14 protein-coding genes are annotated in these 12,067 nt (G+C 59.4%); 3 read left to right on the forward strand and 11 right to left on the reverse strand.

The window, feature by feature from the left end; translation table 11 throughout:
• Positions 1 to 31 precede the first annotated feature (31 nt).
• Positions 32 to 958: a LysR family transcriptional regulator gene (locus VZP09_RS07735; RefSeq protein ID WP_002903632.1), complete on the forward strand. Its 927-nt coding sequence runs from the start codon at positions 32 to 34 to the stop codon at positions 956 to 958.
• Here the strand turns inward: VZP09_RS07735 and mdcH are convergent.
• The 9 genes from mdcH to VZP09_RS07780 form a co-directional block, all read right to left on the reverse strand.
• The gene (gene mdcH, locus VZP09_RS07740) at positions 948 to 1,850 is read right to left on the reverse strand and encodes a malonate decarboxylase subunit epsilon (RefSeq protein WP_015874762.1); all 903 of its coding nucleotides are present in this window, start codon (positions 1,848 to 1,850) and stop codon (positions 948 to 950) included. The two genes, VZP09_RS07735 and mdcH, sit on opposite strands and share 11 nt — an antisense overlap.
• The gene (locus VZP09_RS07745) at positions 1,850 to 2,467 is read right to left on the reverse strand and encodes a malonate decarboxylase holo-ACP synthase (RefSeq protein WP_004183919.1); all 618 of its coding nucleotides are present in this window, start codon (positions 2,465 to 2,467) and stop codon (positions 1,850 to 1,852) included. The genes mdcH and VZP09_RS07745 overlap by 1 nt, the downstream gene beginning before the upstream one ends.
• A 3-nt stretch (positions 2,468 to 2,470) precedes the next feature.
• Positions 2,471 to 3,430 carry an AEC family transporter gene (locus tag VZP09_RS07750; protein ID WP_004148291.1) on the reverse strand — a complete coding sequence of 320 codons (960 nt, stop codon included), beginning with the start codon at positions 3,428 to 3,430 and terminating at the stop codon, positions 2,471 to 2,473.
• A 136-nt stretch (positions 3,431 to 3,566) separates the two neighbouring features.
• Positions 3,567 to 4,367: a biotin-independent malonate decarboxylase subunit gamma gene (mdcE, locus tag VZP09_RS07755; RefSeq protein WP_032447538.1), complete on the reverse strand. Its 801-nt coding sequence runs from the start codon at positions 4,365 to 4,367 to the stop codon at positions 3,567 to 3,569.
• Positions 4,367 to 5,200: a biotin-independent malonate decarboxylase subunit beta gene (locus VZP09_RS07760; protein ID WP_032105170.1), complete on the reverse strand. Its 834-nt coding sequence runs from the start codon at positions 5,198 to 5,200 to the stop codon at positions 4,367 to 4,369. The genes mdcE and VZP09_RS07760 overlap by 1 nt, the downstream gene beginning before the upstream one ends.
• Positions 5,193 to 5,492, reverse strand: a complete 300-nt coding sequence (mdcC, locus tag VZP09_RS07765; RefSeq protein WP_004143106.1) for a malonate decarboxylase acyl carrier protein — start codon at positions 5,490 to 5,492, stop codon at positions 5,193 to 5,195. The genes VZP09_RS07760 and mdcC overlap by 8 nt, the downstream gene beginning before the upstream one ends.
• A 17-nt stretch (positions 5,493 to 5,509) precedes the next feature.
• Positions 5,510 to 6,352, reverse strand: coding sequence for a triphosphoribosyl-dephospho-CoA synthase (locus VZP09_RS07770; protein WP_328795020.1), 843 nt, complete (start codon positions 6,350 to 6,352; stop codon positions 5,510 to 5,512).
• Positions 6,352 to 8,007 (reverse strand): malonate decarboxylase subunit alpha, encoded by a 1,656-nt coding sequence (gene mdcA, locus VZP09_RS07775; protein WP_004176297.1) that lies wholly within the window; start codon positions 8,005 to 8,007, stop codon positions 6,352 to 6,354. The genes VZP09_RS07770 and mdcA overlap by 1 nt, the downstream gene beginning before the upstream one ends.
• Positions 8,008 to 8,231: 224 nt before the next feature.
• Entirely contained in the window at positions 8,232 to 9,266 is a 1,035-nt protein-coding gene (locus VZP09_RS07780; RefSeq protein ID WP_002903679.1) for an AI-2E family transporter, read from the reverse strand.
• A gap of 442 nt (positions 9,267 to 9,708) precedes the next feature.
• Between VZP09_RS07780 and kpnE the strand changes: the two genes are divergently transcribed.
• Positions 9,709 to 10,071, forward strand: a complete 363-nt coding sequence (gene kpnE, locus VZP09_RS07785) for a multidrug efflux SMR transporter subunit KpnE (RefSeq protein WP_002903681.1) — start codon at positions 9,709 to 9,711, stop codon at positions 10,069 to 10,071.
• Complete coding sequence (gene kpnF, locus VZP09_RS07790) at positions 10,058 to 10,387, forward strand: multidrug efflux SMR transporter subunit KpnF (RefSeq protein ID WP_002903683.1); 330 nt, start codon at positions 10,058 to 10,060, stop codon at positions 10,385 to 10,387. The genes kpnE and kpnF overlap by 14 nt, the downstream gene beginning before the upstream one ends.
• Positions 10,388 to 10,430: 43 nt before the next feature.
• Here kpnF and VZP09_RS07795 read toward each other — a convergent pair whose 3' ends face one another.
• Complete coding sequence (locus tag VZP09_RS07795; RefSeq protein WP_004224649.1) at positions 10,431 to 10,547, reverse strand: hypothetical protein; 117 nt, start codon at positions 10,545 to 10,547, stop codon at positions 10,431 to 10,433.
• A gap of 13 nt (positions 10,548 to 10,560) precedes the next feature.
• On the reverse strand, positions 10,561 to 11,373 hold the full coding sequence (locus VZP09_RS07800; protein WP_002903687.1) for a trypsin-like serine peptidase: 813 nt from the start codon (positions 11,371 to 11,373) through the stop codon (positions 10,561 to 10,563).
• Positions 11,374 to 12,067: the final 694 nt, after the last annotated feature.

Here is a 12,067-nt window from a genome sequence, read left to right on the forward strand (position 1 = left end):
AAGAAAATTAAACCAGGAGTGTGGAAGGGCCATGCAAGAGGATATTAACCAGGAGATCACCTTCCGCAAGCTGTCGGTCTTTATGATGTTTATGGCGAAAGGTAATATCGCCAGAACCGCCGAAGCGATGAAACTCAGCAGCGTCAGCGTTCACCGCGCGCTGCATACACTGGAAGAGGGGGTGGGCTGCCCGCTGTTTGTCCATAAAGGGCGCAACCTGCTGCCGCTGCAGGCGGCGTGGACGCTGCTTGAATACTGCCAGGATGTGATAAGTCTGATGAACCGCGGGCTCGAGGCGACGCGCAAGGTTGCAGGCGTCGGTCAGGGGCGGTTGCGCATCGGTACCCTCTATTCTCTGACCCTGGAAACCGTTCCGCGCATCATTATGGGGATGAAGCTGCGTCGCCCGGAGCTGGAGCTGGACCTGACGATGGGTTCAAATCAGATGCTGCTGGATATGCTGGAAGACGATGCCCTCGATGCCATCCTGATCGCCACCAACGAAGGGGAGTTCAATAATACCGCTTTCGACGTGGTGCCGCTGTTTGAGGACGATATTTTTCTCGCCGCCCCGGCGACTGAACGGCTGGATGCCTCACGGCTCGCCGATCTGCGCGATTACGCCGACCGCAAGTTTGTTTCGCTGGCGGAGGGGTTCGCCACCTATGCCGGATTCCGGGAAGCATTCCATATCGCCGGCTTCGAGCCGGAGATCGTCACCCGGGTGAATGATATCTTTTCGATGATAAGCCTGGTGCAGGCTGGCGTCGGTTTTGCCCTGCTGCCGGGGCGGATGAAGAAAGTGTATGAGAAGGATGTACAGCTGCTAAAGCTGGCGGAACCCTACCAGATGCGCCAGCTGATCTCTATCGTCTATTCGCACCATCGCGAACGCGATGCCGACCTGCTGGCGCTGGCGGCGGAAGGACGGATGTACGCCCGCAGTATTAATCGCTAAGCCGCTGCGCCAGATGGCGGGCGACGTCCAGGCCGCTGCGCTCCAGCGCAATGGTCTCCCCGCGCCAGCCCGCCTGGCGGGTCAGGCAGGTGAGCACCCCCCCGGGGGGCATCTCAATGGCTAAGCGCGCATCGCGCTCATCGGCGGCGACCATCGCCTCCTGCCAGTGGACCGGGCGCGCCATGTTCATCGCCAGATCGTCGGCGATCCGCTGCGGATCCCACAGCACGCGCGCCGTCGAGCCGCTTAAATAGGCGCACCGTGGGCGCCTTAAGCTGGCGCCGGCAAAAGCTTTCGCCAGCTCAGCGGCGGGTTTATCCAGCAGCGCGCAGTGCGACGGCACGCTGACCGCCAGCCGCTGGGCTTTACTGGCGCCAGCCCGCAGCGCCAGCTGCGCCACCTCGGCCATTGCCTCATCACGGCCCGCAATCACGAACTGCGTTTCGGCGTTCAGGTTGGCGAGATAAACCTCGTGGCCCTGCATCAGCGCCTCAACCCGCGGGCGGGTCAGGCCCATAATCGCCGTCAGTCCGTAACCTTCAGGATACGCCTGTTCCATTAAGTCCCCGCGCAGGGCCACCAGCCGCAACGCGCTGGCGAAATCGAGCGCGCCGGCAATCACCGCGGCCGGAAACGCGCCGATAGAGAGGCCGCTGACCATCTGCGGATCCACGCCCTGACGCTGTAGCTCGCGCGCCCAGGCGACACCGGCGATCAGCAGACAGAGCTGGACCGCACGGGTGTGTTGTAGCGCATCGGCGCTATCGAGGGTATCGACTTCATCCCCCAGCACGGCGCGCGCCTGGGTGAGGATTGCCTCGCGATCGGGGATCATCGCCAGCATGCCGGGACGCTGGCCGCCCTGACCGGGAAAGGTAAATAAAATCTTCATTATTCCTCCCTGTGCCACGGCGTCGCGGTTAAGCGCGCGCCGCGGGACGTTTTCAGCAGCGCGCGCCCGTCGCGCAGCCATTCATTAAGGGCGAAGGCGCCGTACGGCGTTTCGACCTGGGTATCAGCGCGGCATGGGAGTTGGGCCACCCGGGTCTGCCATTCCAGCAGCGCCTCGCGGTCCAGCGGCTGTGGCGCGCGGATCAGCAGATCCAGATCGCTGGCCGCATGCAGCACCGGGATCTCGGTTGCCAGCGCGTAGCCGGTACTGCCGGTGACGCCCCAGCCCCAGGGCCAACGGTGTAAGGTGAGGGCGATAGCCCCCTGGACCGGCGGCTGCGAGACAAACGGCGAGCAGAGTAATGCTTCGCGCTCGACAAGCATCTCCGGGGTGACGCTGCGCACGATATTGCGCGCCTGTACCCAGCCGGCGGCGCGCTGCTCGCGCTTCATGCCCCGCACCCCAACCGGGACGCGGGCCTGGTCGTCAACGTCGCGCCTCACCACCACCGGCAGCGCGGCTCGCCACTGCTGAGCCACCCACGGCTCGGCAATGTCTTCCAGGGCGCTGGCGTGGTTTAACCAAACTAAATCGTGGGGACGCGGCGTTGCTGACATGGTTTACAGTCCTGAAGTCAAAGAGATAAACAGCGGTAGCGACAGGATACACAGAACCGAGCTCAACAGCAGCACGGCTTCAGCATCCGGAGACTGTACGCCGAAGCGGTTGCCGAAGACCACGCCGAAGAAGCCGGCGGCCAGGGCTATCATCAGGATCGCGGTAATGGCAATGGAACCGTGCAACCCAAGTAACATCACCAGACCCCAGGCAATAAACGGCTGCACCAGCAGTTTCACGATGGTTGATGTAGCGATCAGTGCATTGAGCTGCAGTTTACGCGCCGACAGGATCACCCCGGTGAGGAACAGCGCGGCGGCGGTGGCAGCCAGGCCCAGCGGTTTGATCGACGCCAGCAGCAGGTCCGGCATTTTAATGCCGATCGCGGAAAGCACCACCCCAAGCAGCGGGCCCCAGACGATCGGTTTTTTCACCGAACGCCACATCAGCACCGGCAGCATCGCCAGCGTAGAACCGCTGTTTTCTCCCGCGGCGCGGGCTTTTTCACGTTCCAGAATCAGCAGGCAGAACGGGGTCATCAGCACCGAGCCGCAGGCGATAGAGACCGCTACCGACAGTGAGGTTGACGCGCCTTCACCCAGTACGCTGCCGAGGATCGGCAGACCTAACGCGGCATAGTTTGGCAGGGCGACGGTGAGGGTCAGCACCGCGGCATCCTGCGGCGTGCGTTTGAACACGCTGGTGGCGAGGAAGTAGATCGCGGCATAGGTGATCCACATCGCGCCGGTCAACACCAGCACCAACGGCGACTGGGCGACGATACCGGCCCACGGCGTTTGTACCGTCGCGCTAAACAGCGTGGCGGGTAAGGCAAAATCCATTACAAAAATATTAAGCAGCGAGACGTTTTTGTTATCTACCATCCCGGCCTTACCGGCCCAGAAGCCCAGCAGCATGATAACGAAAATCGGGGCAAGAGCATGAATAATCACATAAGTCATAAATCACCTGTAAATAAGATAGAGTACTGGCGCGATTGTTATTTTTTCTAAAAGCCGTCCCTACCCGGCGCGGTTATTACGCGCTCCGGGGGACGGCTTCCGGCAGGTTTTCTTCTACTACTTACGTACGAACGTCTTACCAGCTGGCGCGCATGCGATCGCGAACCAGTTGCGAGCTGCGGCGGTTTTCCGCGCCCAGGCGGCACTTCAGTGAGGTATCGGTGCGCGCGTCAGCGATGGCGTCGCGCAGGGTACGGCTGACCAGTGACAGATCGCCTTCGTCTGGCGCATCCGGATGGTTGATATCAAGCAGGGCGGAGAGCAGGCCGAGCGTAGCGTAGTTGCTGACGTCGTAGGCCATTGGCGGAATGGTAGCCGCCAGTTTCTCCAGCGCCTCTACGGTACGCAGCGTAATGCGCGCCGCCGACGCTTTACCCATCGCGTGGACCAGCACGCCGCTATCGTTAAAGGCGATCAGGCGGTTGGCCTGGTAGCCGTGGGCCAGAAACGCCCCGGACATCGCTTTGCCGACGATCAGGCCAATTACCGGGTGGCCGGCCAAACGGGCTTTGGCATAAGCGCCAGCCGCCCCGGCCAGCGCCTGGTGAATGCCGAAAGCTTCTTCGCGGCGGCCATAGGCCTGGCTTGGCACATCGATCACGGCGACGATCGGCCGTTTGACTGGCTGGTCGGCGTCGGCGGCAATGGTTTCATTAACCACTTTCGCCAGCGTCCAGCCTTCCAGCAGGCCGACTTCGCCGGCGGCGGCGCGCGGGTAGTGGTTGTTAGCATCCGGGACCACGGCGATAAAACGCACGTTTTCGCCATTAATCTGGCCGTCTGCCACCTGGACGGAAGGGCACAGGCCGCTCATCAGCGGCGCGTCGGGCGCCAGTTTGTTCAGCCACAGCGCGGCGCGGTTTGGGAACTGACTCATTATTTATCCTCCCGGGCAAAAAGCTGTTTAATCTGCGCGGTATCCGCCTGCTGGCGGGTGTCGAACTGGCTCAAGCGACGCAGATAATCGTCATAGTTGTCGCTTCGGTGCTGTACCGGTACGCCTTTGGCGATCGCCTCATTCATTGCGGTTTTAACGGCGTTAACGCCATCGTTAACCAGCGCGTCTACCAGCCCGCTGGCGGCGCGAATTTCGCCGCCGGTCATGCTCCAGATAAACGGCCGGTTGCGGGAGTCGTACTCTTCAATGCCGGCTTCCTGCTCGATAACCTGCGGGCCGTTGAGGCCGAGACGGGCTTCACGAGTGACGATAAGGTAACTGCACAGCGCGGCGGCGATAGACATACCGCCAAAGCAGCCGACGGTGCCGGCGATGATGCCGACCACTGGGGTGTAGCGGCGCAGATCGACAATCGCCGCGTGAATATCAGCGATGGCGGCCAGACCGAGGTTGGCCTCCTGCAGACGTACGCCGCCGGTTTCGAGGCACAGCACCGCCTGCGTCGGGATACCGTTGCGGTTATCTTCCGCCGCCAGCTCCAGCGCGGCGGCCATTTTGGCGCCGGACACTTCGCCCATACTGCCTCCCTGGAAGGTGCCCTCGATGGCAATCACCACCGCAGGCTGGCCGTTGATCGTGCCTTTGGCGACCACCATACCGTCGTCGGACTGCGGGACGATGCCCTGGGCGCCGAGCCACGGCGACATAATGCCTTCAAACGGATCCAGCAGTTCGCGGTAGCTGCCGTCGTCCAGCAGAGCGTGGGCGCGTTCGCGAGCGCGCAGTTCGATAAAGCTGCGATCGTTACGCATGAGCGGCCTCCTCAAAAACCTGTTCAATACGAATACGGGCGACGCCCGGCGTGGCGCCGAAGTCGTGGATAATCAACTGCCCGGCGGGCAGGCCGTTGATCAGGTTCAGCCTGTCGAACAGCGCCTGCCAGCGCGCCTGGCTGTTATCCACTGAGGTGGTGATCTGTACGTTGAGCGTGGCGCTCTGTGCGGCGGTATAAAGTACTTCCATATCGCCTGAACCCACGACTCCTGCCAGCGCTCGGCCGCTCAGGGCGCGGCTGGCAGGAAATGACAATGTAATCTGTTCCATAACATCCTCTGAATGCGTTAGCCAGCAACTCTGTCGAGAAACAGGGTGGCGGCAAGGAGATCGGCGGCGCCTCCCGGCGAGGCGTTTAGCGCCAGCATNNNNGNNTCCAGGCGGGCCAGGGCGGCGCGCCCGGCGAAACTGGCGCAACCGCCAGCCGCCAGCACCTCGCAAGCGCCTTGCTGCATGGCCTGCAGCCCGGCCATACCGGCGCGCGACAGCACGCAGGTATCGCTCAGCGAGGTCATGATGGCCATCAGCGCATCAAGCTGCGCCTGCGGCTCACTGGCGCCTCGCGCCCGGCTTTGCTGTAGTTGCGGCAGCGCCAGGCGGGTGATATGCGGGAAACCACACTGCGCTTCCTCGCGGGCGCCTGGCACCTGCCAGCGGCGGCTGGCGCGAAGCCCTTTACTAAAGCTTTTCGGCGCGAAGCCGTCGGGCAGGCGGGCGAGGGCGGCGGCGGCGTCGGCGATCGCCTGTGACTGACNCTCTCCACCCAACATCGCCACCGCGCTGACCAGCAGGCCTAGCGCCCAGATAGCGCCGCGGTGGGTGTTAACCCCCCCCGTCGCCAGCATCATCTGCGCTTCGCCTTCGCGACCAAGGCGGCCGACGGTTTCGCGCAGCGCAATGTCCGCCGGGCGACGCCAGCTTTGCTCTGCCAGCGCGTGAAAGGTGGGCTGCAGGCTGCGGGCAGAGCGCTCCATCAGCGCCAGATTCAGGTCCTGATGCGCGCCGTTGCCGCGGCTATCCACCAGACCCGGTTTCGGGCTCAGACGGGCTTCGTCAATCAGACAGGCGCTGGCGGTATGCGCCAGCCAGCTGACGCGGCTTTCTGCGTGCAGGGAGGAGAGATTTTTCATTACCAGCTCCGGAATTTTGCCGGTGGGTTATACAGTCCGTCGGACCACTCCACCAGGTCGGCGACGCTGCCGGCGGCCAGCAGGGAGCGGGTGGCATCGCTGCGGCGAATCCCGAGATCTTCCGGGTAGACCACTTTGCCGCTCTGACGCAGCGCGGCGACGCGTTTGGCGTCCACACCAAGGCCGATATCGGTGATCCCGGCCACCGCGGCGACCATCGCCCGGCGCTCTTCAAGGCTCTCCGCACGGTACAGGTAGGCGATACCCTCTTCGGTCAGGACGTGGGTGACGTCATCACCATAAATCATTACCGGCGCCAGCGGCATGCCGGAGGTTTTCGCCACCTCAACTGCATCCAGCGTCTCAACGAAGGTTGGTTTCACGCCGGCCTGGAAGGTTTCGACCATCTGCACCACCAGCTTTTTCCCGCGCTGCATCGGGTCCGGCTCGGTGATCATATTGAGCCATGCCGGGGTGGCGTGGCGGCGACCGTGCGGGTCGTGGCCCATGTTCGGCGCGCCGCCGAAGCCGGAAAGACGGCCGCGGGTGACGGTCGAGGAGTTAGCCAGACCATCCACCTGCAGGGTTGAACCAATGAACATATCTACCGCGTACTGGCCCGCCAGCTGGCAGAAGGCGCGGTTAGAGCGCATCGAGCCATCCGGGCCGGTAAAGAAGATATCCGGGCGGGCGCGGATGTACTCTTCCATNCCCAGTTCGCCGCCGAAGCAGTGCACGCTCTCCACCCAGCCGCTCTCGATGGCCGGGATTAAGGTTGGATGCGGATTCAGGGTCCAGTGTTTACAGATTTTGCCTTTCAGGCCGAGCTGCTCGCCATAGGTCGGCAACAGCAACTCGATGGCGGCGGTATTAAAGCCGATACCGTGGTTAAGCGACTGCACCTGATGTTCCGCATAGATGCCCTTGATCGCCATCATCGCCATCAGTATGTGTTCTTGCTTAATCAGGCGCGGATCGCGGGTGAAGAGCGGTTCGATAAAAAACGGCTTGTCGGCAACCACCACGTAATCGATCCACGAGCCGGGAATATCGACGCGCGGCAGATCGCATTCGTCGTCCACCAGTTCGTTGACCTGGGCTATCACAATGCCGTCGTGGAAGGCGGCGGCTTCCACCAGCGCCGGGGTATCTTCGGTACTCGGTCCGGTATACAGGTTGCCTTTGCGGTCAGCTTTATAGCCGGCAATCAGCGCGACGTTTGGCGACAGATCGACGTACAGGCGCGAGTAGAGTTCGATATAGGTGTGGATGGCGCCGATTTCGAGCAGGCCATCTTCCAGTAGTTGCGAAATGCGCAGGCTCTGGGTGCCGGAGAAAGAGAAATCCAGCTTGCGGGCAATACCTTTTTCAAACAGGTCCAGATGCTCGCTGCGCCCGACGCTGGGCATAATCATATGCAGGTCGTGAATTTTTTGCGGATTAACTTCCGCCAGCATGCGCGAGAGGAAATCGGCCTGTTTCTGGTTGTTGCCTTCCAGCACAACCCGGTCGCCGGGGGCGAGCAGGTTTTCCAGTACGCTGACCAACTGGTCAGTCGGGATGACCTTACCTGGCATGTTCGCCTCGGCCAGCCGCCGCTGTTTTTCCGTTCGGCGACGGTTCCAGACCCGCCCCGTCGTTTGTTCGGCATTCATTAATAACCTCCTGATTCGACAAATCGTTTTGTTTGTCCTGGTGGAGATTAGTGTGCGACGCGAGGCTATGAGCATCAATTAAGCGCGGTGGCCGATCGTTAGCATCAGAGTAACGATTCCGCCGCAACGTTTGTGATGCGGATCAATAATCCATAAGGCGTAGTGGTCTACGGAGAGAGTGTAGGGCAGGGAGCAGGCCGGCGAAGCGCCGGCCTGCGGAAGGACTACTGTTTACTGACATCGCTTAATAAGAAAGCGATACTCTGCCCGCCGCTGGTCTGCTCGAGGGCAATTTTGACGATAATCGTCAACGGCACCGAGAGCAGCATGCCAACCGGACCCAGCAACCATCCCCAGAAGATTAAGGACAGGAATACCACCAGCGTCGAGAGGCCCAGCCCGCGCCCCATGATACGAGGTTCGAGAATATTGCCGAATACCAGGTTGACGATCAGGTAGCCGGCCAGCACTACCAGCGCCTCGTACAGACCACCGAACACCAGCACCTGCAGGATCGGCGGAATTGCCGCCAGCACGGAACCGATATTGGGAATATAGTTAAGCGCGAAGGCCAGTAGCCCCCACATAAAGGCGAAGCGCACATCCAGCAGCACCAGCATGCCCCAGACCACCAGGCCGGTGATCAGGCTTATCGCAGTTTTCAGCACCAGATAATGCGATACGCTGTCGATGGCCCGCTGGATGGCGCCCATGCCTTCTACTGGTCTGGACATTAACTGCTGCAGCTTAGCGGGAAGCTGCGGCACCTCCAGCAGCATAAACACCACCGTCAGCAGCAGCAGAAAAATAGAGGACATGGCATTCGACAGCTGAGTGAGCAGGCTGGTGACCAGGGTCATTACGGCGTTAGGGTCGATGTACTTATTGAGCTCGACCACCGAAACGGTGAATCCCATACGCTGCAGCCAGGGCGCGATGGTTTGCATCGGCTCATAAAGATAGTTGCGATACTGCGGCAGGGTGCGCGCCAGCTCGTTGAGCGAGGTCCCCAGCGAGGCCAGCAGCACAATGGCTAACATAACAATCAGGCCAATCAGTAGCGAGATCGCCAGCACGCGCGGCACCCGGCAGCGGACCAGGAGCTGGACCAGAGGATTGATGATCACCGCCAGAAAAAGCGCCAGGATAAACGGGACGATTATGTCCGCCGCAAAGCGAATGCCGGTAAGGATGATCACCAGCATGCCCAACATGATGACCATCTTTAATCCGTTAAGTGTAATAATGGGTTTAGCCATAGGATCCCGACCTCAAACTTCCTTGCCTATTAACAGGTTGCGTTACATTAGCATAATGACGCTTTTTTGCAGAACAAACGCATTGAAGAAAAACCGCGGCGTAAAGAATTGCAAAGTCTTTGAATTAAATGTAGCACTATGCTACAAATCTACCTGTGTTTAACTACTGAGGACAATTTTCATCCGCACCGGACGAGAAGCAACACCGCGGATAATTGTAATTTTATGGACAATCAGTTCAGGATGTATATTTTAAATCACCCCGCAGTATCCCTCACTTTTTCCCGTTTTGCCGGCGAACAGCACTGGCATTCGGCGCTATAGTCACCTTCTTTCTGCCTGAGCTGGCGCCAAGCGCACAGCGATATCTACGTCAGAAATTTTCCTGTTTACGTCTCGCGTAAACGGTAATGGATTATATTCTCAAGCAGGAGAAGGGATCATGTTTTATTGGATTTTATTAGCTTTAGCAATTATTGCTGAAATTACCGGCACCTTGTCTATGAAATGGGCAAGCGTGAGCGGCGGGCACACCGGCTTTATTTTAATGCTGGCCATGATTGCCCTGTCATATATTTTTCTTGCCTTTGCGGTTAAAAAGATTGCCCTCGGTGTGGCCTATGCGTTGTGGGAAGGGATCGGTATTTTACTGATTACCCTGTTCAGCGTGCTGCTGTTTGATGAGAGTCTGTCCCTGCTGAAAATAGCCGGCTTGACCACCCTGGTGATAGGGATCGTCTTAATTAAGTCCGGAACCCAGAAAAAAGCGTCTTCCAAGCAGGAGGTGGCCCATGCAGCAGTTTGAGTGGATCCACGCCGCCTGGCTGGCAATCGCCATTGTGCTGGAAATTATTGCCAACGTCTTTTTGAAGTTTTCCGACGGCTTCCGCCGCAAGATCTACGGCATCCTGTCCCTGGCGGCAGTATTGGGCGCGTTCAGCGCCCTGTCGCAGGCGGTTAAAGGGATCGATCTCTCGGTCGCCTATGCGCTGTGGGGCGGCTTCGGTATCGCGGCGACCATCGCCGCCGGCTGGGTGCTGTTTGGTCAGCGTCTGAATAACAAAGGCTGGGCGGGGGTTATCCTGCTGGTAGCCGGCATGGTGTTAATTAAACTCGCCTGACGTCTCGCCGCCTGCAAAGCCAGGCGGCAAACGGAAACTTCCTTCACGCCTTGCCCCGCTGTAATTGTGTCAGGTGACGCTGAGGGCTGCGCAGGTTCACTGCTTTCGGCTGGCGGAAAATCATTTCCGCCAGGACGATGTCAATAATGATATTCTTCACCGGCCTCGGTCCATTACTCACCGGCAAGCGCCTCCAGCTTATCGCGAAAGCCAGTCACCGCAATGGCGCGATTGTCCGCCCGCCAGCGATCCTGCGGGCCGGGGGCCGAACTCTGCACGGCGATCACCTGCCAGCCGTCCTCCGTTTTCAGCAGCAGCGGCGAGCCGCTGTCGCCAGGCAGGGTGTCACACTGATGCGACAGTACGCTGGTTTGCGCCCACCCTGTCACGATGCAATCCTGGTGGCTGTAAAGATTATCGAGATGATCTTCAGGATAGCCAGACTGGGTAACTTTACGGTCCGCCGCCTTCAGCGCGGCGGTGAGATCGGCCTTGCTGCCCGGAAAGAGCGGGATCGGCGTAATGCCAGACGGAGCATAGCGCAGCACGATCAGGCCAAAATCGGACGGCGCCGCAGCGGAAGGGACAATCCAGCCGTCGCCATCGGCTTTCAGGCGTCTGCCTAAGCTGGGATCGACTCGCCCGTCAATGCCGTGGATCTCATAGACCCAGTTGCCCTTGCGGGAAATAAAGCGCAGGGCGACCGCTTTGTCCGGCTTGCCGCGCGGGGGCGTTAACAGACAGTGGCCCGCGGTCAGCGCCAGATGCGGAGAGATGAGCGTCGCCGTACACAGATTGCCGCTGGCGGTTTCCAGCTGGCCAATCGCGTCCCACGGACTCTCCTCGGGGCGGTTCACCGCTTTGCGGTCATCGTGACCGAAAAACAACGTCTTAATATCTTTGGCGCTCAGTCCGCTATCATCGGCATGTGCGCCCAGAGGTAACAGATAAAATGAACACAGTAATAACAGAACGTCTCTACGCATATCACTCTCTGGGGAGGCTATGATGTCTATTGACAGTAGCAGGAGATTTAAGTTTTTGAAAGTAAACAATAATTCTAAACAGGCCAAACCGTATACCACATCAGCGCGCGGTGGGGTCTGGCGCTGGTAAAACCTCCTGATTTCAAGCGGTTAATACCAGTGTTCTGCTTGTGCTATTTCCGCAGAAAGTGGCGTCTTGCGCAACAAAATTCATGTATCAGAACGTACTGAATTCGGTTAATAATGCAGCAATTCATCCGTGGGATTATTCCTGGTTTGTCAGCATAATGCCCAAAAATAATACTTTTACCCACCAGATCTTCACCGGAATTCGCACTTCTTTACGCCTCTCGTAATTATTTTCAATGCGAAACATTTTCTCACCGAAAACGTTGTTACCGTCGCCCTGCCGTTGAGTAAATAGAGAGGTAGTACCGGCGATGATAGCCTGAACTCTATTTCCCCTGCGTTCGGAGGGCTTATGTCTAAAAAAGGTATTCGCGCAATGGTTTATGTTTCCCTGGTCTCAGTCGCTATCTGGGGCGCGACCGGCTATCTGGTGATGGAAGCCGTGCGTGCATTGTGATGGGCGCGCCACCCGGCAAGGGCCAGGCGTGCGACATATTACGACTAACATGTCTGGCGTCTTCTGGCGCCGGACATTTTTTTGCGCCGCAGAGAGTCACAGGATAAT

Origin of the sequence: Klebsiella sp. EMBS2024 (assembly GCF_036233805.1) — a bacterium.
Lineage (GTDB): Bacteria > Pseudomonadota > Gammaproteobacteria > Enterobacterales > Enterobacteriaceae > Klebsiella > Klebsiella pneumoniae.

Bases quoted from the DNA above. Each gene is read 5' to 3' on its own strand.
- VZP09_RS07735 (WP_002903632.1), top strand. From the start codon at position 32: ATGCAAGAGGATATTAACCAGGAGATCACCTTCCGCAAGCTGTCGGTC.
- mdcH (WP_015874762.1), bottom strand. From the start codon at position 1,850: ATGAAGATTTTATTTACCTTTCCCGGTCAGGGCGGCCAGCGTCCCGGC.
- VZP09_RS07745 (WP_004183919.1), bottom strand. From the start codon at position 2,467: ATGTCAGCAACGCCGCGTCCCCACGATTTAGTTTGGTTAAACCACGCC.
- VZP09_RS07750 (WP_004148291.1), bottom strand. From the start codon at position 3,430: ATGACTTATGTGATTATTCATGCTCTTGCCCCGATTTTCGTTATCATG.
- mdcE (WP_032447538.1), bottom strand. From the start codon at position 4,367: ATGAGTCAGTTCCCAAACCGCGCCGCGCTGTGGCTGAACAAACTGGCG.
- VZP09_RS07760 (WP_032105170.1), bottom strand. From the start codon at position 5,200: ATGCGTAACGATCGCAGCTTTATCGAACTGCGCGCTCGCGAACGCGCC.
- mdcC (WP_004143106.1), bottom strand. From the start codon at position 5,492: ATGGAACAGATTACATTGTCATTTCCTGCCAGCCGCGCCCTGAGCGGC.
- VZP09_RS07780 (WP_002903679.1), bottom strand. From the start codon at position 9,266: ATGGCTAAACCCATTATTACACTTAACGGATTAAAGATGGTCATCATG.
- kpnE (WP_002903681.1), top strand. From the start codon at position 9,709: ATGTTTTATTGGATTTTATTAGCTTTAGCAATTATTGCTGAAATTACC.
- kpnF (WP_002903683.1), top strand. From the start codon at position 10,058: ATGCAGCAGTTTGAGTGGATCCACGCCGCCTGGCTGGCAATCGCCATT.
- VZP09_RS07800 (WP_002903687.1), bottom strand. From the start codon at position 11,373: ATGCGTAGAGACGTTCTGTTATTACTGTGTTCATTTTATCTGTTACCT.